Below are 24,048 nucleotides of genomic sequence, written 5' to 3'. Positions count from 1 at the left end.
CACTCGATGCACAGCCTCGGGCCACTTCTCCCCAGATCCGTCCCCAGCTTTACCCACGTTCCCCACAGGCCAATCCGGCACCTTGGTGTGACGCCTTTCACTCGACACGGTGATCGGGCGCGTCACGTTGCCGAACAGTGGACAGGGGTGTGGAGAAGCTGGGGATGGCTGGGGACAACCGGCTCCAGCCTGTGGGTCGTCGGTGGACAACTTCGTGCACACCCTGTGGATCTTTTCTTCGTCCACAGTCTGTGGAGAGTCTTCGTCCACGAATCCACAGGGGGCTGACCTGGTCTGATGGTCTTTCAACAGTGGCCCCTGTGGACACGATCGGGACAACTTCGCGGTCCCCAGGGTGTGGACGCCAGAAAGTCACCGAATCTGTGGAGAGTGGCCGTAACCCGGCTCGTATTCGAACAGCTGATGTCGTTCCGGTAGCGGTGAAACGAGGGCCGGCGGCCTCGGAACAGGCTCCAGAAGCCCTCGGAGCGCCCTTGGGGCCAGGTCTCAGGAGCTCGCAGGCCCCCTCGGAGCGAGGTCCAGAGCCTTCCGGAGTCCTCTCGGAGCGGGTGCCGGAGGCTCTGGGACGGCTGCCGGAGGCTCTGGGACGGCTGCCGGAATCCCTCGCGGCGCGCATGCGAGAACCGCGGGCCAGAACCGCGGGCCGCAGCTGCGGGCCAGAACAGCGGGCCAGAACGGCGAAAGGCGCCCTCGGGACCGTGTCCCGGGGCGCCCTCGGCGGCGTACCGCCGCGCCTGTCAGCCGTTCTTGATGCGGTTGGTGAGCTCGGTGACCTGGTTGTAGATGGAGCGGCGCTCGGCCATCAGCGCGCGGATCTTGCGGTCGGCGTGCATGACGGTCGTGTGGTCGCGGCCGCCGAACTGCGCGCCGATCTTCGGCAGCGAGAGATCGGTGAGCTCGCGGCACAGATACATGGCGATCTGCCGCGCGGTCACCAGGACGCGACTGCGTGAGGACCCGCACAGGTCGTCCACCGTGAGTCCGAAGTAGTCCGCGGTGGCCGCCATGATCGCGGTCGCGGTGATCTCCGGGGCGGAGTCCTCGCCGCCCGGGATCAGGTCCTTCAGGACGATCTCCGTCAGTCCGAGATCCACCGGCTGCCGGTTGAGCGACGCGAACGCCGTCACCCGGATCAGCGCGCCCTCCAGCTCACGGATGTTGCGCGAGATCCGGGACGCGATGAACTCGAGCACCTCCGGCGGAGCGTTGAGCTGCTCCTGCACCGCCTTCTTACGAAGGATGGCGATACGGGTCTCCAGCTCGGGCGGCTGGACGTCCGTGATCAGACCCCACTCGAAACGGTTCCGCAGCCGGTCCTCCAGGGTCACCAGCTGCTTGGGCGGCCGGTCGCTGGAGAGCACGATCTGCTTGTTCGCGTTGTGGAGCGTGTTGAAGGTGTGGAAGAACTCCTCCTGCGTCGACTCCTTGTCCGCCAGGAACTGGATGTCGTCGACCAACAGGATGTCCATCTCGCGGTACCGCTTGCGGAAGCTGTCGCCCTTGCCGTCGCGGATGGAGTTGATGAACTCGTTGGTGAACTCCTCGGAACTCACGTACCGCACCCGCGTGCCCGGGTAGAGGCTGCGCGCGTAGTGCCCGATCGCGTGCAGCAGGTGCGTCTTGCCGAGACCCGACTCCCCATAGATGAAGAGTGGGTTGTACGCCTTCGCCGGCGCCTCGGCGACGGCGACCGCGGCCGCGTGCGCGAAGCGGTTCGAGGCGCCGATGACGAACGTGTCGAAGAGGTACTTCGGGTTGAGGCGCGCGGTGGGCTCGCCCGGACCGGACGCCGGCGCGGGCTTCGCGCCCAGCGGGCCGGGAGCGCCGCTGGGGGACGGCAGCGAGGTGCCGCCGCGGTGCGGCGGCGCACCGCCCGAGGACGGCTCCTGGAGGTCGCGGCGGTCGGGACGCTCGTACTCGGAGCGCGGCTGGTCGTAGTCCTGGCGCTGCTGCTCGTAGGGCGGGCGCTCCATCGACTGCGGCCGGTAGTCCTGCGAGGGCGAGGCATACGGGTCGCGGTCGGGGAAGCCGAGGCGCTGCTGCTGCCAGCCGTAGTCGTCCTGGGTGTGCCGAGGCCAGGCGCCGGGCTCGGGGCGCTGGTAGTCCGGGTAGGCGGGGCGGGCGGTCGGCAGGTGGTCCGCGCGGGACTGGTCGGAGCGGCCGGGCGGCAGCTGGTCGCCGGGGGCGCCCGGGAGCTGGTCGGAGCGAACGCCTCGGTGATCACCCCGGTGGTCGTCGGCGCGGTGGCGGCCGTACCCCTCGTACCCGTCGCGGCGCTGTGCGTCATAGGGGTTGCGCTCGTCACGACCCGGGGAGTCGTAGCCGCCCCGGTCTTCGCGACCCTGGGAGTCGTAAGCGTGGCGCTCGTCACGGCCCTGGCCGCCGTAGCTGTTGCGGTCCTCGCCGACCTGGCCGCCGTAGGGGTTCCGCTCGTCGCCGCCCTGACCGTCGTACGCGTCACGGCCCTGGCCCGAGCCGGAGGGGAGCTCGGGCTCCTCGTACCGGGCCTGGGGGGCGGGCGGCGTCGGAGGCTGGGGTTCCCCGGCCGAGTCGTCGACGGTGATCGCGATGCGGATCGGACGGCCGCACTCGCGGCTCAGCGTGTCACTGACGATCGGCGCGAGACGTCCCTCGAGGACGCCCTTCGCGAATTCGTTCGGAACCGCGAGCAGCGCGGTGTCCGCGACCAGTGCCAGCGGCTGGCAGCGCTTGATCCAGTGCTCGTCCTTCGCCTCCACACCCTGACCGCGGCCCTCACCGAGGAGCTGTTCCAGTACTCGTGGCCACACTGCGGCAAGATCGGCAGGTACGTCAGCCACAGGGCACGCTCTCTCACGGGTCCCACGAACGTGTGGTTCTGGGAACAGGTTGGGAAGTCAGTCGGGTGGGGCGGTGGGAACAAATCCGCTGGGGCGGTGGGAAGGGAACGAATCGGAGTTCAGCCACGGTAGTCAGGGCGACCGCTGCGGTTCAAGTTGTTGTCCCCAGCCTGTGGATAGTGTCTCCTGCCAGGAGCCGGTTTGACCGGATGGCGTAGCCGCGCGTACCGTGACCAGGTCGAGTTGTCGATGGCTGCTGCCGCCTGCCTCCGATGGGCACAGGTCACGTCGAGTGATCGGGAAGCGGTGCACTCGGGCGTAATTACGAGCTACCTCGTGGGCGCACGGTGACAGCCAAGGCGGCACCCCGCCACCACCGATTCTTTCTGGAGCCCCCGAGTGAGCAAGCGCACCTTCCAGCCGAACAACCGTCGTCGCGCCAAGACCCACGGCTTCCGCCTGCGGATGCGCACCCGTGCCGGCCGCGCGATTCTCGCGAACCGCCGTGGCAAGGGTCGCGCCAGCCTGTCCGCCTGATAACAACAGGTCATGATGTCGTGCTGCCTACCGAGCATCGGCTGAGGCGGCGCGAGGACTTCGCGACCGCGGTACGCCGAGGACGCCGGGCCGGACGCCCGCTCCTCGTCGTCCATCTACGTAGCGGTGCAACGGACCCGCACGCGCCTGGGGAGAGCGCTCCCCCGACGCGTGCGGGTTTCGTCGTGAGCAAGGCCGTGGGTGGAGCGGTTGTCCGCAACAAGGTGAAGCGCAGACTTCGCCATTTGATGCGTGACCGAGTCGCCCAGTTGCCCCCCGGTAGCCTGGTAGTCGTACGAGCGCTGCCCGGTGCGGGCGACGCCGACCATGAACAGCTGGCCCGAGACCTGGATGCCGCCCTTCAGCGGCTGCTGGGAGGGGGCGCGCGATGAAGTACCCGCTGCTGGCTCTTATCAAGCTGTACCAGTGGACGATCAGCCCGCTGCTCGGGCCGGTGTGCAAGTACTACCCGTCGTGCTCCCACTACGGCTACCAGGCCATCGACCGGCACGGTGCGATCAAGGGAACGGCACTTACCGCCTGGCGCATCCTCCGGTGCAATCCGTGGTCGCTGGGCGGCGTGGACCATGTTCCGCCGCGCAAGCGTCCGCGGTGGCACGAAATGCTGCGTAACGCCTGGCGCGCACGCAAGGGCGGGAACTCCGCCGCCGAACCGGCCATTGAGGGTCATGGAATGTCCGACCATCCCTCGAGCCCGGCCGCCGAGACCCCGTCCCATGCTCAAGGAGCCTGATTAGTGGACACGATTGCCAGTCTTTTCAGCTTCATCACGACACCCGTTTCCTGGGTCATCGTCCAGTTCCACTCTGTGTACGGGACGATCTTCGGTCCCGATACGGGCTGGGCCTGGGGCCTGTCCATCGTGTCCCTGGTGATCCTGATCCGTATCTGCCTGATCCCGCTCTTCGTGAAGCAGATCAAGGCCACTCGGGCCATGCAGACACTGCAGCCCGAGATGAAGAAGATCCAGGAGCGCTACAAGAACGACAAGCAGCGCCAGTCCGAAGAGATGATGAAGCTGTACAAGGAGTCGGGTACCAACCCGCTCTCCTCGTGCCTTCCCATCCTGGCGCAGTCGCCGTTCTTCTTTGCTCTGTACCACGTGCTCAACGGCATCGCGACCGGCTCGACGATCGGCGTCATCAACGAATCGCTGCTGGCCAGCGCTCGTAAGGCGCACATCTTCGGCGCCCCGCTGGCCGCGAAGTTCACGGACGGACAGGCCAAGGTCGAGGCCCTCGGTGCCTCGCTGACCGATGTCCGGGTCGTCACCGCGATCATGATCGTGATGATGTCGGCGTCGCAGTTCTACACGCAGCGCCAGCTGATGACGAAGAACGTCGACACCACGGTGAAGACGCCCTTCATGCAGCAGCAGAAGATGCTGATGTACGTCTTTCCGGTCATGTTCGCCGTCTTCGGCATCAACTTCCCGGTCGGTGTCCTCGTCTACTGGCTGACCACCAACGTGTGGACCATGGGCCAGCAGATGTACGTCATCCGCAACAACCCGACCCCGGGTTCCAAGGCTCAGGCCGCGTACCTCGAGCGCCTGCAGAAGCACGTCACGCACCACGAGAAGACGCGCAGCCGTGGCGAGAAGGCCATCGTCAAGGCGATCGTCTCCAAGGGCCGCGACCGTAACGAGTTCGAGCGCAAGTTCATCAACAGCCTGACCAAGGTGGGCCTGGTGGCCCAGGCTGACGGCACTGTGGTGAAGGGTCAGGCCGAGGCGACTGTCGAGGCCGAGGACGGCACCACGACCACCACTGGTGGCGCTCCCAAGCGTCAGCAGCCGAAGCGCCAGTCCAAGTCCCAGCGTCAGTCGGGTACGGCGGCCGGTGGGGCGAAGGCGGCGGGCGAGCCCGAGCCGAAGACCTCGCTGACCAAGTCCGACGAGCCGCAGGACGCCAAGCCCGCCGCCAAGCCGGCAGGCGGCGGCAACAAGCCGGGCACCGGTACCCGCAGCAAAGCCCAGTCCGGACAGCGCAAGGGTCCGCAGCGGCCCAAGTCCCCGTCCAAGAAGTAAGAAGGAGTCCATCCCGTGACGGAAGGCACCACCTCCGCCGCCGCTGAGGGCGACACCCTGACCCGCCTTGAGCAGGAAGGCGAGATCGCGGCGGACTACCTCGAGGGTCTGCTGGACATCGCCGATCTCGACGGCGACATCGACATGGACGTCGAGGCCGACCGCGCCGCTGTCTCGATCATCAGCGACGCCAGCAGTCGTGACCTGCAGAAGCTGGTCGGTCGCGACGGCGAGGTGCTCGAGGCCCTCCAGGAGCTCACGCGCCTGGCCGTTCACCGGGAGACCGGGGACCGCAGCCGGCTGATGCTGGACATCGCGGGCTACCGCGCCAAGAAGCGCGAGGAGCTCTCCGAGCTGGGCGCCAAGGCCGCGGCCGAGGTGAAGAGCTCCGGCGAGCCGGTGAAGATGAAGCCGATGACGCCCTTCGAGCGCAAGGTCGTCCACGACGCGGTCAAGGCCGCGGGTCTGCGCAGTGAGTCCGAGGGCGAGGAGCCGCAGCGCTTCGTCGTCGTGCTTCCCGCCTGATCGGTACGAAGGTTTCTTCGGCCCCGTCTGTTGAGCAGGCGGGGCCGAACTTTGTCAGCCTGATAGTCCCTCGTAGTTCCTGGTAGTCCCTGATAGCCCTGGTGGTCAGCGCTCAGCGCGCTTATGCGGTACGGAAGGACGGTCCCCGTGACGGAGGCAGCGGAGCTTCCCCCTGCGCCCGAGCAGGCGCGCGAGGTATTCGGCGATCGCTTCGCAGACGCGGTCCGGTACGCGGAGCTGCTGGCCGAGGCGGGAGTGCAGCGGGGGTTGATCGGCCCCCGTGAGGTGCCCCGGCTGTGGGAACGGCACCTGCTGAACTGCGCGGTGCTCTCGGAGGTCGTGCCCGAAGGTGTGACCGTGTGCGACGTCGGCTCCGGCGCGGGACTGCCCGGCATTCCGCTGGCCCTGGTCCGGGATGACATCAAGATCACTCTGTTGGAACCGCTGCTGCGGAGGACCAACTTCCTCACCGAGGTCGTCGAGCTCCTGGGCCTCGACCATGTCACCGTCGTGCGCGGTCGCGCCGAGGAGGTCATGGGAAAGCTTCCGGCGGTCCACGTGGTGACGGCCAGGGCTGTCGCTCCACTGGACCGGCTGGCGGCATGGGGCATCCCCCTTCTCCGTCCGTACGGCGAGATGCTGGCTCTCAAGGGCGACACCGCTGAGGAGGAGCTGAAGAGCGCCGCGACGGCCCTCAGCAAGCTCGGCGCCGTGGAGACGTCGATCCTGCACGTCGGCGAGGGCATTGTGGACCCGTTGTCGACCGTGGTGCGGGTCGAGGTCGGGGAGAGCCCGGGTGGCGTGCGCTTCGCCGCGAAGAGGGCGAAGGCGGCCCGGACGGGGCGGACACGGCGACGGCGTTGATCCTGAGCGCGAAATGGATCGTGGACTCCCGGTTCCGCAGGGCGGAGCCGGGAGTTCTTTGTCACTCCGGCTGATCCGTCCTGACGACGACCCGTACTCCACACAAGCTGCCAAACCTACGCATCTCGGAGTGTCGCGCCGCGATGGCCCTGGCCGCTAGGCATCGTGTTTCACGTGAAACGTCGCTCACTGCTGCACGGCATCATCAGTCGCGGCCGCGCCGCGGCCGAACCCCGCGACCGGAAGCCTCTCGGTTCACTCGCGGAGGGTGCGGAGTTGTCCACAGAGGTGGATTTCTCCACAGAAGAACGGGCCTCGCTGGTTCACGACCCCGAAGGCATGGGAGGCTCTGTTCATTGCGAGCCTGAAGTCGAGGAGAGTGAATCCTTGCGGTCCGACGCCAACATCGCGGGACCGATGACCGATCCGGTCCCCGGTCCCCGTACCGAGTCGATGGGGGAGGATGTTTCACGTGAAACACCGCCCCCAATGGACGACACTCCTATTGGTCGTGCTGCCCAACTGGCGGTGGAGGCGCTGGGTCGCGCCGGTGAGGGCCTGCCACGGCCCGAACAGACCCGCGTCATGGTCGTCGCCAACCAGAAGGGTGGGGTGGGCAAGACCACGACCACGGTCAACCTTGCTGCCTCGCTTGCCCTGCATGGCGGCCGTGTCCTGGTGATCGACCTCGACCCTCAGGGCAACGCCTCCACCGCGCTCGGCATCGATCATCACGCCGAGGTGCCTTCCATCTACGACGTGCTGATCGACAGCAAGCCGCTCTCCGAAGTCGTCCAGCCGGTCCCCGATGTCGAGGGCCTCTTCTGTGCGCCTGCCACGATCGATCTCGCCGGTGCGGAGATCGAGCTGGTGTCCCTGGTGGCACGGGAGAGCCGGCTGGAGCGAGCGATCCAGGCGTATGAGCAGCCGCTGGACTACATCCTCATCGACTGCCCGCCGTCGCTCGGCCTTCTCACGGTCAACGCGCTGGTCGCCGGTGCGGAGGTCCTCATTCCTATCCAGTGTGAGTACTACGCGCTGGAAGGCCTGGGTCAGCTCCTGCGTAACGTCGACCTGGTGCGGGGGCATCTCAACCCCAACCTCCATGTCTCGACGATCCTGCTCACCATGTACGACGGCCGGACGCGCCTTGCGTCCCAGGTCGCGGACGAGGTGCGCAGCCACTTCGGTGACGAGGTGCTGCGGACGAGCATTCCTCGCTCGGTCCGTATCTCCGAGGCCCCGAGCTACGGCCAGACGGTGCTGACCTACGATCCAGGGTCGAGCGGCGCCCTGTCGTATCTTGAGGCCGCACGAGAAATCGCCCTCCGCGGAGTCGGAGTGGCGTACGAAGCGCAGAACGCCCATGTGGGCGTACAGAACAGTCAGAACATGGTGGAGGGGATCCAGTGAGTGAGCGACGACGAGGGCTGGGGCGGGGCCTCGGCGCACTGATCCCCGCGGCTCCGACAGAGAAGACGGTTCCCTCGCCGGCAGGCGGAGGCTCCGCCTCGTCGGCGGCTGGACCCGTGCTCACGGCAGAGCGCGGGGTCGCCGCGGCGAAGGTGACCACACTGCCGCCTGTTTCACATGAAACAGAGGAGTCGCCGACGATCGGGACCCCGGAGGCGCCCTCCGCGCCTGTCGGTGCTCACTTCGCTGAACTGCCTCTCGACTACATCACCCCCAACCCGCGTCAGCCCCGTGAGGTGTTCGACGAGGACGCTCTTGCCGAGCTGGTTACCTCCATCAAGGAGGTCGGGCTTCTCCAGCCGGTCGTCGTGCGTCAGGTGGGTCCGGCGCGCTACGAGCTCATCATGGGTGAGCGGCGCTTCCGTGCCTGCCGTGAGGCGGGGCTTGAGGCCATTCCTGCGATCGTGCGGGCCACGGAGGACGAGAAGCTTCTCCTGGACGCGCTGCTGGAGAACCTGCACCGCGCCCAGCTGAACCCGCTGGAAGAGGCGGCCGCCTACGACCAGCTGCTGCAGGACTTCAACTGCACGCACGACCAGCTGGCGGACCGTATCGGCCGCTCGCGCCCGCAGGTCTCCAACACCCTGCGGCTGCTGAAGCTCTCGCCGGCGGTTCAGCGTCGTGTCGCCGCCGGAGTGCTCTCCGCGGGCCACGCCCGCGCCCTGCTCTCCGTCGCGGACTCGGAGGAGCAGGACCGGCTGGCCCACCGCATCGTGGCCGAGGGACTGTCGGTGCGGGCCGTCGAGGAGATCGTCACCCTCATGGGATCGCGCCCCCAGACCGCTCCGCGCTCCAAGGGGCCGCGGGCCGGCGCCCGGCTCTCCCCGGCACTGAGCGACCTTGCCACCCGCCTCTCGGACCGCTTCGAGACCCGCGTGAAGGTCGACCTGGGGCAGAAGAAGGGAAAGATCACGGTCGAGTTCGCCTCGATGGACGACCTCGAGCGGATCCTCAGCTCTCTCGCCCCCGGTGAGGGAGGCGTTCTCCAGAGGAGTCTCCTGGACGACGACTCCGAGGACACGGAGGCCTGAGTCGCGCGGCGACGGGGCGGTTCCCGTCGGTCGACCACAAGAGCGGGCCGTGTCCGGTGTGTACCGGAACACGGCCTGCTCTTTGCTTTCAGGCAGTATCGATGCAATCGCATCGTGGATACGATGCGATCGGGTATGGCGCATCCACCTGGCGGCACCTTCATTGGGGAGGCGGGGGCCATGCAAATCGTGAGCCGTACCGGACTGGTGACCGCGGGCCTGGGACTGGGGGCGGTCGGTGGGTTCATCGGCAGCCTGCTCAGGGAGCGAAGCGCTCTGACAGCCGCTCGCGATGCTGCGGGCGAAGGAAGCGAGGAACATCCTTCATGGGGCGCCGGCTCGTACCGCTCACGCTGGACAACCTTCCGGACCTTCCCAAGCGCTGTCGCGCGTGTGTCTTCTGGGAACTGGATCCCGTCAGTGGGGAAGCCGCGGTAAAGGCGGGAAAGCCCGAACTCGAGAAGGAGGCGTGGATCTCCGCCGTCCTCCTGGAGTGGGGATCCTGCGGCCGCGTCGTCTACGTGGACGACGTACCGGTGGGCTTCGTGCTGTACGCGCCTCCCGCCTATGTACCCCGCTCCACTGCGTTCCCCACGAGCCCGGTCTCACCGGACGCCGTCCAACTGATGACCGCCTTCATCATGCCGGGCTATCAGGGACAGGGACTCGGCCGAGTGATGGTGCAGACGGTTGCCAAGGATCTGCTGCGCCGAGGCTTCAAGGCGATCGAGGCTTTTGGGGACGCACGGTGGAAGGAACCGGCCTGCGTGCTCCCCGCCGACCATCTCCTCGCGGTCGGCTTCAAGACGGTGCGCCCCCACCCCAGGTACCCCCGCCTGAGGCTGGAGCTGCGGACGACGCTCTCCTGGAAGGAAGATGTGGAGTTGGCCCTGGACCGCCTCCTGGGAGCGGTACAGAAGGAACCGGCGCTTCGTCCTCTGTAGCCGTGATGCCGCCCGCCGACGCAACCCCTCCGTCATGCGAATGGGCCAGCCCTTCCGGGCTGGCCCATTCGTGTTTCACGTGAAACATCGCCGTCGTTGTAGGACGGCGCTTCCGGTCAGACGGTCTTCTCGGCGCCCTCGGTGATGAAGTCCTCCAGGTCGCGGACGATCGCGGCCTTCGGCTTCGCACCCACGATGGTCTTGGCGACCTCGCCACCCTGGTAGACGTTCAGGGTCGGGATGGACATGACGCCGTACTTGGCGGCCGTACCCGGGTTCTCATCGATGTTGAGCTTGACGACCTCGATCTGGTCGCCGTACTCCGCGGCGATCGCCTCGAGGGACGGCGCGATCTGGCGGCACGGACCGCACCAGGCGGCCCAGAAGTCCACCAGGACGGGCTTGTCGCTCTTGAGGACGTCCTGCTCGAAGGAATCGTCGGTCACATTCTTCAGGGTGCCGGCCACGGCGGGCTCCTTAACTGGTTGGTGCGGTGGGGCGGACGGGGGTCAGACGGTGGCAGCCGCGGCGGTCTCGCTGTCCGCGAGGGCAGCGAGGTAGCGCTCGGCGTCGAGGGCGGCGGAGCAGCCGGTGCCGGCCGCGGTGATCGCCTGGCGGTACGTGTGGTCGACGACATCACCGGCGCCGAAGACACCGGTCAGGTTCGTCCGGGTCGAAGGCGTCTCGACCTCGAGGTAGCCCTCCTCGTCCAGGTCGAGCTGGCCCTTGAAGAGCTCGGTGCGCGGGTCGTGGCCGATCGCGATGAACAGGCCGGTCACCGCCAGGTCGGAGATCTCACCGGTCTTGAGGTTGCGCAGCTTCAGGCCGGCAAGCTTGGGGTTGCCCTCGATCGAGGCGATCTCGCTGTCCCAGACGAAGTTGATCTTCGGGTCGGCGAAGGCACGCTCCTGCATCGCCTTGGAGGCGCGCAGGGTGTCACGGCGGTGCACGATCGTCACGGACTTGGCGAAGCGGGAGAGGAAGGTCGCCTCCTCCATCGCGGTGTCGCCACCGCCGATCACGGCGATGTCCTGGTCCTTGAAGAAGAAGCCGTCACACGTCGCGCACCACGAGACGCCGCGTCCGGAGAGCGCGTCCTCGTTGGGCAGACCGAGCTTGCGGTGCTGCGAGCCCGTCGTGACGATGACGGCCTTGGCGCGGTGGACGGTGCCTGCGGTGTCCGTGACGGTCTTGATCTCGCCCGTCAGGTCGACAGCGACGATGTCGTCCGGGATCAGCTCGGCACCGAAGCGCTCGGCCTGTGCGCGCATGTTGTCCATGAGCTCGGGGCCCATGATGCCGTCCTGGAAACCGGGGAAGTTCTCCACCTCGGTGGTGTTCATCAGCGCACCACCGGCGGTGACGGCGCCTTCGAAGACCAGCGGCTTCAGCGACGCGCGCGCGGTGTAGAGCGCTGCCGTGTAGCCGGCAGGCCCGGATCCGATGATGATCACGTTACGGACGTCGCTCACGGCTTGATTCCTCGTCTCTGGAGACTGCTGCGTACTACCGGTGGGAGCCTCTCTCAGAACTCTCACCCCACCCAACGGATCCTAAGGGGCTTGCATTCCCTCTGTGTCCGGGCACACGGAGACGAGACACCGCACAGAGATCCCATGGGGTTACTGGGGAGGCGGCCGGTCGACGCGGAGGCGCTCAGGAGCGGGCGTACGAGTGCGTCAGCAAGAGCTTGCCAGGGGACGCCGAAGCCTGTTTCACGCACGCGGCTTCGACGATGTACGCCGTGACCTTCGTGCTGTCGGAGGCGTCGGGCACTACGACGAGATACACCGTCGTCCCCTTGTACGTGCCCTGCTGCGCCGCGAGGATCGTCGCGGTGCTTCCGGTCCCCTTCTGAATGCAGTCGGGGACCTGCACCGTGGGCGTGATCAAGGTGTCGACCCCGGCGGACCCGTTGCCCGCGTCATTGGACTGGACTCCCCAAGGACGCTTCGGGCTGGCGGAGGGGGTGCTCGCGCTCCTGTTCTTCGCGAGGAGATCCGCGACCTGAGTCTTCAGCTTCCCCTCGGAAAAAGTGTCCTTCGCTCCCTGCTGCGTCACCGTCTGCGGGCTCTTGCCGGAGCCGTCGCCCAGCGACTGTACGAGGATCGTGCCCAGCCCGAGAGCGGCGGCCGTGAACACCGTGCCGAGAACGACCACCCTGCGACGCCCACGGCGGCTCCGACGCGAGCGACCGGGGCCGGTGGCAGCGTGGGGACGTCCCGAGGGACGGTCGGTGAGGGAAGCAGGGTTCGGTTCGCCGGACGTGTGTGAAACCCCGGCGAGCGATGTTTCACGTGAAACACCCGCGCTGTCGCCCTCGGCCGCTTCGCGGTCGGGCGCCGTGGCACTCAGCAGAGCCTCCGCGGCAAGGGCGGCATCGATACGGCCGGCCACATCATCGGGCATGCGTGTAGGGCCCGGCAGAGTGCCGAGCAGTCCCCGGATCTCCTCCAGGGAGTCGTACACGTCGGCGCAGAGCACGCACTCGTCAAGGTGTCGCCGTACGTCCGCGGTGCGGGAAGGCGGGAGCAGCCCCTCGGAGAGGTCGGAGATCTCCGCGACATCCGGGTGCCCGGCCGTATCCGTCGTGGATGTCACGCTCGCCCACCTCCGCCCTTCACAGCAGCTGAATCGCTTGGTCCTGCATCGCGTGGACCTGCATCGTGCGGTCCCGCTGCCGGTGGGACGGATGTCCCCTGCGTCCGGTTCCTTCCGCCGCCCGACTTGTTGCCGCCCTCGCCGCTTCCGTTCTCCGCACGGAGATGGGTGAGCAGTGGCAGCAGTCTGGCTCTGCCCCGTGCGCAACGGCTCTTCACCGTGCCGACGGGCACATCGAGGACGCGGGCCGCCTCCGCCACGGGGTAGCCCTGCATGTCCACGAGGACGAGAGCGGCGCGCTGGTCGGCCGGGAGCGTACTCAGTGCCGTCAGCAGCTCGCGGTGCAGATCGTTGCGCTCGGCCGGGGCGGAGGCGGACTCGTGCGGTTCGAGGAGCTGTTCCAGGCGTTCGGTGTCATCTACGGGAGACGTCTTCCTGGATGCGGCTTTGCGGGCGCGGTCCAGGCAGGCGTTCACCGTGATGCGGTGCAGCCAGGTCGTGACGGCCGACTGGCCGCGGAAGGTGTGAGCGGCCCGGTAGGCGGAGACCAGTGCGTCCTGGACGGCGTCAGCGGCCTCCTCGCGGTCTCCCAGCGTCCTCAGGGCGACTGCCCAGAGCCGGTCGCGATGACGCCGCACGATCTCGCCGAAGGCCTCGTGGTCGCCCGCTACGTGACGGGCGAGGAGGTCCTGATCGCTTGCGTCGCCGTATCCGGTTTCATCGGCCATCGGACCCCCTCCCCTTCGTCGACGAACGTCAGCCGGTGAACTTCACGTCCGTGATGGCTTGCTTGTAGCCGGCGCCGCTGTACTGATCACCGGAGGCGTAGGGCATCGCCGTGATCCAGAGCAGCACGTACTGAGTCTTCGCCTTCTTGCTGACCGTGATCTTCGCGCTGGTGCCGCTCGTCGTGATGGTCCCGATCTTCGTCATCGAATCCACCGACGTCGAGGAACTCATCGAGTCCGTCCCATAGAGGGTGATCGTCGTGTGATCACCGGGGTACCGGAGCCCTATCGAAGCCGCCGTGACGGTCTGCTGCGAACCGAGGTCGTAGACGATGCCGACGCCGGGCTTGAAGGCCGGCTTCATCTCCGGACCGTCCACGAAGCTCTTGCTCCGCCAGTACGTCGAGCTGTCGCCGTCGTACGTCTTGCCCACGTCCCCGGGCGCCTGGGCGTCACCCTTCGCGACGTACTCCTGCGCGCCCTTGATGGCGATCGGCTTGACCGGCTTGGTCTTGTCGGTGTCCTTGCCGTTGCCGTCCGTCGTCTTGGTCTTCTGTGTGTCGTCGGATTTGCCGTGTTCCATCAGAGCGTCCGCGAGCTGCCAGCTACCGAGGCCCAGGGCGGCGATCAGGAGGGCCGACACGGCCCACTTGAGGGCCTTGCCGGTACGGCTCTGCAGCGGGGGCGGCGGGGCCGATACGGGCTGCGTGGCGCCCATGTGGGGCGCGGGGCGGCCGTAGCCCTGCTGGTACGAGGTGCGCTGGTACTCCGGCGGGGCTGTGAACGTGGGCTCCGGCGGGCGGATGCGGGGCATCTCGGCGATCGCCTTCACCAGTTCCTCCGGCGTGGTGCACGGAGTCTCGTGGCGGGAGGCGGTCGCGCCGTCGTTGGCGAGCGCACGCATGGCGAGCTCCGACAGACCCCGGTGGACACCGGCGCGTACCTGGTCGGGGGCGATCAGGCCGACCCCCTTGGGCAGCCCGGACAGACCGTAGGCGTCGTTGTCGTAGGGCCAGCGCTGGGTGAGCGCGGCGTACAGGAGCGCCCCGATCGCCTCCGTGTCGGTGCGCTGTGGGGTCTCCGAGCTGATGCCGCGCAGCGCGGCGTTCACGGCGAGCCCACGGATGCGCCACTGGCCGGTCGAGGTGCGCAGCACGGCGCTGGGCGTCAGCCGCAGATGCGCGAGGCCCTCACGGTGCGCGGCGGCCATGGCCTGGGAGACCTGGCTGACCATCTGGTAGGCCTCGTGCACCTCCAGCGGGCCCGAGGCCAGCAGCGCGGTCAGCTCCGTGGCGTCCGGCAGCCACTCGTGCACCACATAGACGAGGTCGTTCTCCTCGACCGCATCCAGGACCTGGACGAACCGGGGATCACCCAGCAGGGCCGAGGAACGGGCCGCCGCCAGTACGGAGCGGGCCCGTGGATGGTCGGCGGGCAGGAGATGCACGCCGACGGCGCGGCGGAGTTTCTCGTCCACCGCACGCCAACTGCTGAAACCGTCCAGACGGGTGACGCACTCCTCGAGGCGGTAACGCCTGGCGAGTTTGTGTCCGCTGTGCAGTTCGGGCGGTGAGGCCTTTCCGGGACTCTCGGTCCCGCCGCTCCCCTGTGCCTCTTCGCTGTCCGTCTCCCGCTCCCGGTTCTGGGCCACCCCGTCGGACGTGGACTGGTCCGCCTTGGCGGTCAGCGGCTCGTCGCCGCTGTTGTCTGCCACGTCGACGGCAGCCGTGCTCCGTTCCGCCACCGTCGTTCCCGCCTCCCCATTCGTTGCGCGCTGTCCGACGCAGAAACCAATTGTGCCCACAGTCCGGCGCTATGCACGACACACGGCGACGGACGATGGTTGTGCGCGTACCCCCGCCTCAGCGCCCCAGGCGCCCGCGGACCATTCCGACCATTGAGTTGAGTTCTTCGATCCGCATCTTCCGCGCGGCGACGTAGAAGACGCCGAGCAGGGCGATGCCGCCCGCGAGGAGGGCCGCCAGGGAGCCCCCGACGCCCTGTCCGAGGGTATGGCCGATGCCGTAGCAGGCCGCGCCGCTCAGCAGGGCCGCGGGCACCGAGGCGATGCCGAGACGGGCGTACGTCCGCAGGACGCGGGTGCCGTCCAGGTCACCGCCGAGCCGCTTGCGCAGCCTGCTCCAGGCGACACCGACGCCGATCGCGTAGGCGAGACCGTAGGAGGCGGCCATGCCGACCACCGCCCAGCGGGCCGGAAGCACGAAGTAGCACGCGGCGGAGGCCACGGCGTTGACGGCGGCGACGATGACCGTGTTGTAGAAGGGGGTGCGCGTGTCCTCGTACGCGTAGAAGGCACGCAGGACGACGTACTGCACGGAGTACGGGATCAGGCCGAGGCCGAAGGCCATGAGCATGAAGCCCATGTTGGTGGCTTCGCTGGTGCCCGAGGAACCGAAGATCAGGGTGCACATCGGGATGCCGAGCGCGACGAAGCCGAAGGCGATCGGCACGATGGCCACGGCAGTCGTGCGCAGTCCCTGAGAGATGTCGTCACGGACGGCTCCGCTGTCGCCCTCATGGGCCGAACGGGCGATGCGAGGAAGCAGCGCCGCCATCAACGAGACCGTGATGATGGCCTGCGGCAGGCCCCACACGAGCTGGGCGTTGGCGTAGGCGGAGAAGCCGACACCCTTGACCTTGCTGTCATTGGTGGCGGCGGTGGCCAGCTGGGTGACGACGAGGGCGCCGGCCTGGTTCGCGAGGACGAAGAGCACGGTCCACTTGGCGAGCATCGCGGCCTTGCCGAGGCCGTGGCCCTTCCAGTCGAAGCGCAGCCGCATCCGGAATCCGGTCTCGCGCAGATACGGAATCATCGCGAGGGCCTGCACGACGAGGCCGAGGAGGACGCCGACGCCGAGGAGCCGCTGCCCGTCCGGCGGGATGTTCGTGACCTCCATGCCGGAGTTCGCCGCGGTGCCGTACACCCAGATGAACATGCCGAGCGTCACGATGATGACGATGTTGTTCAGGACCGGGGTCCACATCATCGCGCCGAATTTCCCGCGGGCGTTGAGGATCTGGCCCATCACCACGTGGATGCCCATGAAGAAGATCGTGGGCAGGAAGTAGCGGGTGAAGGTGACGGCGACCTCATTGGCCGCGGGGTTGTCCGCGACCGACGTCGACAGCATTCGCACGAGCAGCGGGGCGGCGAAGACCGCGAGTGCGGTGAGTACGCCGAGCGCCACCATGACGAGGGTCAGCAGCCGGTTGGCGAAGGCCTCGCCGCCGTCCTCGTCGTCCTTCATGGCCCGTACCAGCTGTGGCACGAAGACCGAGTTGAGGCCACCGCCCACGGTGAGGATGTAGATCATCGTCGGCAGCTGGTACGCGACCTGGAAGGAGTCGCCCAGGAAGCCGATACCCAGGGCCGAGACGATCAGCGCGGAGCGGATGAAGCCGGTGAGCCGGGACACCAGCGTGCCCGCCGCCATCACCGCGCTCGACTTCAGCAGGCCCGACGCGCGTCCGCCGGGCTTCTTCGCGGCGGGCGCCGGTTCGGGCGCGGGGGTCTGCGGGGCGGCCGGAGCCGGCTCGTGGGCCGGCGACGGTACGCCGGGCGCGGCGACGGACGTACGGGTGCCTGCCTGGCCCTGGTCGCGGAAGAGGTGGGCGAAGGCGTCGGGCTCGTGCTGCTGCTCGCCGGCCTGGGTCACGAGGTCGTCCACGCCGACGAACTGCGTCGTGCGGGCGTCCTCGCCGTAGGGCAGGTGCCGCGTCGGGCCCGCGGGCTCCGGCGGGGGCGTCTGGGCCCACACACGGGGGTCGGGGGTGTACTGCGAGGTGGGCGGCTGGGCGTAGAGCGGCTGCTGCGGGTAGTAGGAGCCCGGGGGCGGCGGGGGGTGCGCCGCACGGTCGTAGAGCGCCTCGGACACCGGATCCTGGGCGGCGAGGTCCTGCGCCTGGTACGGGTCCTGGGTATAGGCGTCCTGGAAGTACATGTCCTGGTACTGCCCCTGCGGCTGCTGCGCGGGGTCGGCCGGTGGCCCCTCCGGGTACCCCTCGGGGTAGCCGGCGTTGGCCATGCCCTGGTCCGGGTAGCCGTCCGGGTAGCCCGAGCCGCCCGCGGCCTGGTCCGGGTAGCCCTCGGGGTAGCCCGAGTTGCCCGCGCCCTGGCCGCGGTCACCGTCGTACGGCGCGTTCATGGTTACCCCACCTCATCGTCCCCGGGCCCACCGGCCACGACATCGCTCAACGGTCCACTCTCTCACCCGTGCCGGACGGGTCGGTGCTTTCCGGTGCGGTGTCCGGTGTCGGGTCACTCGGGTGCTCCGGGTCGTCTGCCCCGGACTCCGTCGTGGACTCCCCGTCGGGACCGTCCTTGGAGCGCTCGGTGTCCTCAGTAGTGTCTACGGTGCCCTCGGCGTCCGTGTTCACGCCGTTCAGGGCCTCGGCCCCGCCTTCGGTGTCGGGGGTGTTCTCCTGCTCCTCCGCGGCCTGGCGGACTGCCGCGCGCTTGCGCTGGGTGTACATCCGGAATCCGGCGAGCACGAGCAGCAGGACGCCACCGCCGATCACCAGCATCACCGTGGGAGTGATCTCGGTGACCTTCACTTCGAACTTGACGGGGGGACCGTACGCCTGGCCGTCGTCCGTGAACAACTGCGCGACGACCGTCACCGGACCGTTGGCCTTGGCGGAGGTGGTGAACTTCACCGACTGGCTGTGCTCGCCCGCGACCTGGATCGGCCGCTCGTCGAAGGTGTCGTCGCCGATCTTGAGTCGGGTCGGCTGCTGTGAGGTGAGACGCAGCACCAGGTGGTGGACGCCCTGCACGAGGTTGTTCTGCACCGTCACGGGGATCGTGGCACTGCGGCCCGAGAGCTTCGCGTCGGACTTGTCGATCAGCCTGACGAGACCGGTGAGCTCGTCCAGGTACGACTCGACACCCCCGCGGAAGGTCCCCGCCTGGTCGGCACGGCCGCGCCAGGACGTGGACATCCCTCGGTCTATGGCCCGACCGAAGGGAGTGACCACGCGGGACTTGTCGGTGAGGATGACCTTGAAGTTGTCGAGCGTGCTCTGTGTGCGCTGGATCTCCTCGAAGGCCGACCGCGGCAGCTCCTGCTTGCGCAGCGAGGAGGGGTACGAGGACGCCGAGGGCACCTTCGTCGTGGCGCTCGGGTCCGGCTTGGCCTTGGCGGCCGCGGAGAGGTTCTGGGAGTCGGACCAGTTCCCGTCCTGGAGGGCCCTCACCGCCGTCGCCATGGTCTGGGCCTGGCTCGCGGAGGGCATGCGCTGCGGGGCGACGACGATGCTCCGCTGCTTGCTCGGCTCCTGCAGATCGACCATCAGGCTCTGGGCCAGGAATTCCTGCACGGCGAGCGTCGAGTTGTCGGCCTTCGTCATGTCGCCCTCGAACGCGGTCGACAGCCTGGAGTCCGCGACCACCGCCGTCGTGCCGCCCCCGATGGGGCGGGCGGCGGTGGGCGTGTAGGTCAGCCCGCCGGTCTCGCGCAGGCTGTCGCTGCGGGCGATCACCTTGTCGGCGCCGGCGGAGGTGGCGACCTTGACGATCGACGGATCGACCGCGCCCTCGGCGGGCCAGGCGAAGTCCGTGTTCGGTTTCACATGGAGGATCGTCTGCACCGTGCTGGAGGCCACGTCCGTGGCGTCCTTGAGGTGGCTGAGGGAGCCCGTGACGTCCTTGCCGTTGTGCGCCAGCGACGCGAGGTCGGGGTCGGCGAAGGGGAGAGCGACGACTTCCTTTTCCTTGTCCGCGACGGTCTTCTCGAGCTTGTCGAGCCACGCCTTGGCGACGGCCTGGTTCTTGCCCGCCGTCGTGGTGTCGCCGTTCTTGATCTGGTAGCTGCGCGTCATGGCGTCGACGGAGGCCAGCAGGTCCGGGTCGAGGACCCAGGTGACGTCGAGGTCGCTGCCCAGGGACAGGAGCTGGTCCAGGCGGCCGCCGGGGGAGATCTCCTTGGCCAGGTCGTCGTTCTGGAAGACGGGCGTCTGCTGCGCGTCCGAGCCGGTCTCCGCCCGCAGGTGGACCGTCGAGATCAGCGGCCAGAGATACGTCGTCTTCGTCTTCGTGTCGGCGCCGGCGGGCTGCCAGGGCAGGAACGTCCGCTTGATGCCGAGCACCTGGTCCCACGGCTGCGCGGCGGTCTGGCCGGTGAGGGAGACGCCGAGCTGGTACACCCCGTCGGAGTCGAGGTTCAGGTCCTTGACGGGCACCGAGATGCTGAAGTGCTGCGAGACGCCCGCGGCGAGCTTGGAGAACTTCTCGACGTACTTGCCGCCGACCTCCAGGGGGTCAGGGCCCAGCTGGAACCCGGTGCGCTTCTCCGCGTCGTCGATGGCGACTCGGCCCTGGAGGGTCGGGCCCACCCGCAGGCCCACGTGCGCGCCCGTGACCGTCTGCTTGCCCTTGTTGGTGACCGAACCGGAGACGGTGATCGTGTCGCCCTCCGTGGGCGCGCTGGGGGTCAGCGAGTCGAGGGAGATGTCCACCGTGTCGGATCCGGTGGCGTCGGCCACAGCGGCCGTCTGAGCGGCGTGTGCGGCCAGGGAAGCGGGCAGCTGGAGCACGCCGGCCAGCAGGGGCGCACCGGCCAGTAGTGTGCCGGTGCGCCGCAGCCACCGGCGGGCAGGTGAGGGACTCATCCCCTGGAAGTCTGCCGCCTCGGCCACGCGCTCGCCCGTCCCTCGTCATCGTCAGTGGTCGTCGGAATGTGCGTCCACGCATGGTAACGATGTGCGCTGAGGGTAAGTGCCGCGGACCGCTCCACAAGATCAGTAGACAGGGTCGAGTGTCCTGTATGCGTAAGTATTGATCCCCCCATGAGAAGGGGATGGCTGTGCACGTTTTATGGAGGCGCCCGCGAGTGCCTCGGCCACGTACCCTTTTCTGTTGTGCCGAACGCCAACGAAGACAACCCCAGTGCCCTGAGTCAGGTGCAGCACCGCGCGGTGAGTGAACTGTTGCGGGTGTCCCCTGTCGCCGACGACCTCGCCCGCCGTTTCCAGGAGGCGGGGTTCTCACTCGCCCTGGTCGGTGGCTCGGTCCGGGACGCGCTCCTTGGCCGGCTCGGCAATGATCTGGACTTCACGACCGACGCCCGCCCCGATGACGTACTGAAGATCGTGCGGCCCTGGGCGGACGCCGTCTGGGAGGTCGGGATCGCCTTCGGCACCGTCGGCGCGCAGAAGGACGCCCGCGTGGACGACGTACAGCAGTCCTTCCAGATCGAGATCACGACGTACCGCTCCGAGGCGTACGACCGGACCTCGCGCAAGCCCGAGGTGTCCTACGGCGACTCGATCGAGGAAGACCTCGTGCGCCGTGACTTCACCGTGAACGCGATGGCCGTGGCGCTGCCGGAGAAGGAGTTCATCGATCCGTACGGCGGTCGGGACGACCTGTCCGCGCGGGTCCTGCGCACTCCGGGTACGCCCGAGGAGTCCTTCTCCGACGATCCGCTGCGGATGATGCGGGCCGCGCGGTTCGCGGCGCAGCTCGACTTCGAGGTGGCCCCCGACGTCGTCGCCGCGATGACGGACATGGCCGGGCGCATCGAGATCGTCTCGGCGGAGCGGGTGCGGGACGAGCTGAACAAGCTGATCCTGTCCGCTCACCCGCGCAAGGGTCTGACGCTGCTCGTGGACACCGGCCTCGCCGACCATGTGCTGCCGGAGCTTCCCGCGCTGCGACTGGAGCGTGATGAGCACCACCGGCACAAGGACGTCTACGACCACACGCTGATCGTCCTGGAACAGGCCATGGCGCTCGAGGAAAATGGTCCGGACCTGACGCTCCGGATCGCCGCGCTGCTGCACGACATCGGCAAGCCGAGGACGCGGCGCTTCGAGAAGGACGGGCGGGTCTCCTTCCACCACCACGAGGTGGTGGGCGCGAAGATGACCAAGAAGCGGATGACGGCGCTCAAGTACTCCAACGACCTCGTGAAGGACGTCTCGCGTCTGGTCGAACTTCATCTGCGCTTTCACGGATATGGCACCGGCGAGTGGACGGACTCCGCGGTCCGTCGCTATGTACGTGACGCGGGGCCGCTCCTCGACCGTCTCCACAAGCTGACCCGCTCCGACTGCACTACGCGCAACAAGCGCAAGGCGACGGCGCTCTCTCAGGCGTATGACGGCCTGGAGGAGCGCATCGCCGAGCTCCAGGAGCAGGAGGAGCTGGACTCGATCCGTCCCGACCTCGACGGAAACCAGATCATGGAGATCCTGGGCATCGGCCCTGGCCCGGCGATCGGCCAGGCGTACAAGTTCATGCTGGAGCTGAGGCTGGAGAACGGGCCGATGGAGCACGACGCGGCGGTGACGGCACTCAAGGAGTGGTGGGCCGAGCAGGGCTGAGGCTCACAGAACGGGCCGCGTGGGGTCATGTTTCACGTGAAACATGACCCCGGGGTCTACGCCGGGAACAACAAGGGGCGGTGTTTCACGTGAAACACCGCCCCTTGGCACATCCAGATCCGCGGGCTACTTGTTGGACCCGAGGCACAGCGTGAAGGACTCGCCGGTTTCCTTCCACGTCAGCGTCGCCGTCGTGCCCGTGACGTTCTGGCACGTCAGTGAAGGAAGCGAGGCGCCGTCCGCCTTCTTGAGGACCTTGTGCGTGGCCTTGGAGTCGCTGCAGTCGACCTGGATGACGTCGGGGTCGTTCGCGGTCCCCTTGTTGTACAGGCAGTCGCCCACGGCCAGCTTCTTGGCATCCTCGCTGTCGTTATTGAGCACCAAACCGCCCACGACGACGCTGAGGCCCGCGACGGCAAGGACTATGCGCAGGTACCACTTGACGCCGCGCTTCGGGCGCTGCGGCGGCACCGGAGCGTAGGGAACCGTCCCCTGCTGCGGGAAGCCGGGCTGGCCGGGCTGCTGGGGGTAACCCGGCTGCTGCGGGTAGCCCTGCGGCGGCGGCCCGTACGGAGCCTGGCCCTGGGGCGGCTGTCCGTAGGGCTGGCCCTGAGCGAACGGGTTCTGGCCCTGGGGCGGCGGAGTGGTCACTTAGGGGTCCCCCTAGAACGTAAGTGCGTGGCGTGAATAAGACGCACGTAAGTTATCGGGACCGACTGACAACGCAGTAGCCCAGAGAGGCTCTGTGGCCCTGATGTGACACTTACTGCATCTCAAAGCGGGCCATAGCAACAGCAATTGCTGCGTAGACCGTGGCCAGCGTGACGACGAGGGCAGCTGAGCGGCCGTCAGGAGGCAGCATCAGGGCGGCTACTGCGGCCGCGCCGACGAAGGCGGCGTTGAACAGGACGTCGTAGACGGAGAAGATCCGGCCGCGGTAACCGTCGTCGACCGAGGACTGCACGATCGTGTCGGTGGCGATCTTCGCGCCCTGTGTGGTCAGGCCGAGAACGAAGGCGGCGGCCAGCATGGGCGCAGCCTCGAAAGGGAGGCCGAGCCCCGGTTCCAGGACCGCCGCCGAGGCCGCGCACGCGGCGATCCAGCCGCCGGGGCCCAGTCGTCCCACCGCCCAGGGCGTCACCACGGCCGCGACGAAGAAGCCCGCCCCGGAGATGCCCACCGCCAGGCCCAGCAGGGCGAGCCCGCCGTCGGAGCCGGACGACCAGGCGTACCGGCACAGCATCAGCACCATGACGGTCAGGGCGCCGTAGCAGAAACGCATCAGGGTCATCGACAGGAGCGCCCAGGCCGCCTCCCGCCGCGCGGGCTCGGCGAGATGGCGCACACCGGCCGCGAGGCCGCGCGCGGTGCCGGTGAGCGCCGTACGCAAGCTCGGCTGCACCAACTCCTGGTCGGGGCCGAGAAGTTCCGGTGCGATGCGCAGCGAGGCGAGCGCGGCGCACAGATAGAGGGTCGCGCCGAGGAGGACGACCGCCGCGTCCGAGTCCGAGGCGACCAGTCGTACGACGAACGCGAGACCGCCGCCCGCGGTCGCGGCGAGTGTTCCGGCGGTGGGCGACAGGGCGTTGGCCATGACCAGCCGGTGGGAGTCGACGACTCGGGGCAGGGCGGCCGAGAGGCCCGCGAGGACGAACCGGTTGACCGCGGTGACGCACAGCGCGGAGGCGTAGAAGAGCCAGTCGGGGACATGGCTCAGCATCAGCACGGCCGTCACGCAGGCCAGCGCGGTCCGCAGCAGATTGCCGTACAGGAGGACCTGGCGGCGCCGCCAGCGGTCCAGCAGGACGCCGGCGAAGGGGCCGATCAGGGAGTACGGCAGGAGCAGTACCGCCATCGCGGAGGCGATAGAGGCCGCTGACGTCTGCTTCTCCGGCGAGAAGACGACGTACGTGGCGAGCGCGACCTGGTAGACGCCGTCGGCGCCCTGGGACAGCAACCGGACGCCGAGCAGGCGTCTGAAGCCTTGGAAGCGCAGGAGGACGCGCAGGTCACGCACGACGGCCATGGGGCACAGCCTCACATACGAGGAGGGTCCCCGGGTCAAAGACCCAGGGACCCTCGACGGGCAGGAGCGAAAAGCCCCTCGGC

Annotated in this window: 20 protein-coding genes; 10 read left to right on the top strand and 10 right to left on the bottom strand. The window is 68.2% G+C overall.

What is annotated here, in order from left to right; translation table 11 throughout:
- Positions 1-758: 758 nt before the first annotated feature.
- Complete coding sequence (gene dnaA / locus KVT44_RS29345) at positions 759-2,840, bottom strand: chromosomal replication initiator protein DnaA (RefSeq protein ID WP_217569838.1); 2,082 nt, start codon at positions 2,838-2,840, stop codon at positions 759-761.
- A 399-nt stretch (positions 2,841-3,239) separates the two neighbouring features.
- Between dnaA and rpmH the strand changes: the two genes are divergently transcribed.
- The 9 genes from rpmH (at position 3,240) to KVT44_RS29300 (ending at position 10,264) form a co-directional block, all read left to right on the top strand.
- The gene (gene rpmH / locus KVT44_RS29340; protein WP_006381191.1) at positions 3,240-3,377 is read left to right on the top strand and encodes a 50S ribosomal protein L34; all 138 of its coding nucleotides are present in this window, start codon (positions 3,240-3,242) and stop codon (positions 3,375-3,377) included.
- Positions 3,378-3,397: 20 nt separating this feature from the next.
- Positions 3,398-3,769, top strand: coding sequence for a ribonuclease P protein component (gene rnpA, locus KVT44_RS29335; protein ID WP_075031495.1), 372 nt, complete (start codon positions 3,398-3,400; stop codon positions 3,767-3,769).
- Entirely contained in the window at positions 3,766-4,131 is a 366-nt protein-coding gene (gene yidD, locus KVT44_RS29330; protein ID WP_054236429.1) for a membrane protein insertion efficiency factor YidD, read from the top strand. Before rnpA ends, yidD begins: the two co-directional genes overlap by 4 nt.
- Before the next feature lie 3 nt (positions 4,132-4,134).
- Positions 4,135-5,427, top strand: a complete 1,293-nt coding sequence (gene yidC, locus KVT44_RS29325; protein WP_099921713.1) for a membrane protein insertase YidC — start codon at positions 4,135-4,137, stop codon at positions 5,425-5,427.
- A 15-nt stretch (positions 5,428-5,442) separates the two neighbouring features.
- Positions 5,443-5,952: a R3H domain-containing nucleic acid-binding protein gene (locus tag KVT44_RS29320; RefSeq protein ID WP_060901646.1), complete on the top strand. Its 510-nt coding sequence runs from the start codon at positions 5,443-5,445 to the stop codon at positions 5,950-5,952.
- Between the two features lie 147 nt (positions 5,953-6,099).
- Positions 6,100-6,816: a 16S rRNA (guanine(527)-N(7))-methyltransferase RsmG gene (gene rsmG, locus KVT44_RS29315; RefSeq protein WP_097285442.1), complete on the top strand. Its 717-nt coding sequence runs from the start codon at positions 6,100-6,102 to the stop codon at positions 6,814-6,816.
- 339 nt (positions 6,817-7,155) lie between these two features.
- A complete protein-coding gene (locus KVT44_RS29310; RefSeq protein WP_099925534.1) occupies positions 7,156-8,229 on the top strand; it encodes a ParA family protein in 1,074 nt (357 codons plus the stop codon).
- Positions 8,226-9,320: a ParB/RepB/Spo0J family partition protein gene (locus KVT44_RS29305; protein ID WP_217569836.1), complete on the top strand. Its 1,095-nt coding sequence runs from the start codon at positions 8,226-8,228 to the stop codon at positions 9,318-9,320. Before KVT44_RS29310 ends, KVT44_RS29305 begins: the two co-directional genes overlap by 4 nt.
- A gap of 326 nt (positions 9,321-9,646) precedes the next feature.
- Positions 9,647-10,264 carry a GNAT family N-acetyltransferase gene (locus tag KVT44_RS29300; protein WP_099921715.1) on the top strand — a complete coding sequence of 206 codons (618 nt, stop codon included), beginning with the start codon at positions 9,647-9,649 and terminating at the stop codon, positions 10,262-10,264.
- A 116-nt stretch (positions 10,265-10,380) separates the two neighbouring features.
- Here KVT44_RS29300 and trxA read toward each other — a convergent pair whose 3' ends face one another.
- From trxA to KVT44_RS29265, 7 genes are all read right to left on the bottom strand, one after another.
- On the bottom strand, positions 10,381-10,731 hold the full coding sequence (gene trxA, locus KVT44_RS29295; RefSeq protein WP_054236436.1) for a thioredoxin: 351 nt from the start codon (positions 10,729-10,731) through the stop codon (positions 10,381-10,383).
- Between the two features lie 42 nt (positions 10,732-10,773).
- Complete coding sequence (gene trxB, locus KVT44_RS29290; RefSeq protein WP_217569834.1) at positions 10,774-11,736, bottom strand: thioredoxin-disulfide reductase; 963 nt, start codon at positions 11,734-11,736, stop codon at positions 10,774-10,776.
- Between the two features lie 184 nt (positions 11,737-11,920).
- Positions 11,921-12,865 carry an anti-sigma factor gene (locus KVT44_RS29285; RefSeq protein WP_217569832.1) on the bottom strand — a complete coding sequence of 315 codons (945 nt, stop codon included), beginning with the start codon at positions 12,863-12,865 and terminating at the stop codon, positions 11,921-11,923.
- Entirely contained in the window at positions 12,862-13,593 is a 732-nt protein-coding gene (sigM, locus tag KVT44_RS29280) for an RNA polymerase sigma factor SigM (RefSeq protein ID WP_190174097.1), read from the bottom strand. The genes KVT44_RS29285 and sigM overlap by 4 nt, the downstream gene beginning before the upstream one ends.
- 28 nt (positions 13,594-13,621) lie before the next feature.
- Positions 13,622-15,337, bottom strand: coding sequence for a protein kinase family protein (locus KVT44_RS29275; RefSeq protein ID WP_190174098.1), 1,716 nt, complete (start codon positions 15,335-15,337; stop codon positions 13,622-13,624).
- Positions 15,338-15,455: 118 nt separating this feature from the next.
- A complete protein-coding gene (murJ, locus tag KVT44_RS29270) occupies positions 15,456-17,759 on the bottom strand; it encodes a murein biosynthesis integral membrane protein MurJ (protein WP_217569830.1) in 2,304 nt (767 codons plus the stop codon).
- Between the two features lie 46 nt (positions 17,760-17,805).
- A complete protein-coding gene (locus KVT44_RS29265; protein ID WP_217569828.1) occupies positions 17,806-20,250 on the bottom strand; it encodes a DUF6049 family protein in 2,445 nt (814 codons plus the stop codon).
- Between the two features lie 222 nt (positions 20,251-20,472).
- Between KVT44_RS29265 and KVT44_RS29260 the strand changes: the two genes are divergently transcribed.
- A complete protein-coding gene (locus KVT44_RS29260; RefSeq protein WP_190174101.1) occupies positions 20,473-21,939 on the top strand; it encodes a CCA tRNA nucleotidyltransferase in 1,467 nt (488 codons plus the stop codon).
- 126 nt (positions 21,940-22,065) lie between these two features.
- Here the strand turns inward: KVT44_RS29260 and KVT44_RS29255 are convergent, their stop codons facing one another.
- Positions 22,066-22,590 (bottom strand): hypothetical protein, encoded by a 525-nt coding sequence (locus KVT44_RS29255; protein ID WP_217569826.1) that lies wholly within the window; start codon positions 22,588-22,590, stop codon positions 22,066-22,068.
- 112 nt (positions 22,591-22,702) lie between these two features.
- Positions 22,703-23,965, bottom strand: coding sequence for an MFS transporter (locus KVT44_RS29250; RefSeq protein WP_217569824.1), 1,263 nt, complete (start codon positions 23,963-23,965; stop codon positions 22,703-22,705).
- Positions 23,966-24,048: the final 83 nt, after the last annotated feature.

Origin of the sequence: Streptomyces sp. GbtcB7, assembly GCF_019091445.1 — a bacterium.
Classification (GTDB): Bacteria; Actinomycetota; Actinomycetes; order Streptomycetales; family Streptomycetaceae; genus Streptomyces; species Streptomyces mirabilis.
The sequence above is the reverse complement of the archived record's forward strand: the minus strand, read 5'-3'. Positions and strand labels throughout refer to the sequence as shown.

Bases quoted from the DNA above. Each gene is read 5' to 3' on its own strand.
- sigM (WP_190174097.1), bottom strand. From the start codon at position 13,593: ATGGCCGATGAAACCGGATACGGCGACGCAAGCGATCAGGACCTCCTC.
- KVT44_RS29250 (WP_217569824.1), bottom strand. From the start codon at position 23,965: ATGGCCGTCGTGCGTGACCTGCGCGTCCTCCTGCGCTTCCAAGGCTTC.
- murJ (WP_217569830.1), bottom strand. From the start codon at position 17,759: ATGAACGCGCCGTACGACGGTGACCGCGGCCAGGGCGCGGGCAACTCG.
- KVT44_RS29300 (WP_099921715.1), top strand. From the start codon at position 9,647: ATGGGGCGCCGGCTCGTACCGCTCACGCTGGACAACCTTCCGGACCTT.
- KVT44_RS29310 (WP_099925534.1), top strand. From the start codon at position 7,156: ATGGGAGGCTCTGTTCATTGCGAGCCTGAAGTCGAGGAGAGTGAATCC.
- yidD (WP_054236429.1), top strand. From the start codon at position 3,766: ATGAAGTACCCGCTGCTGGCTCTTATCAAGCTGTACCAGTGGACGATC.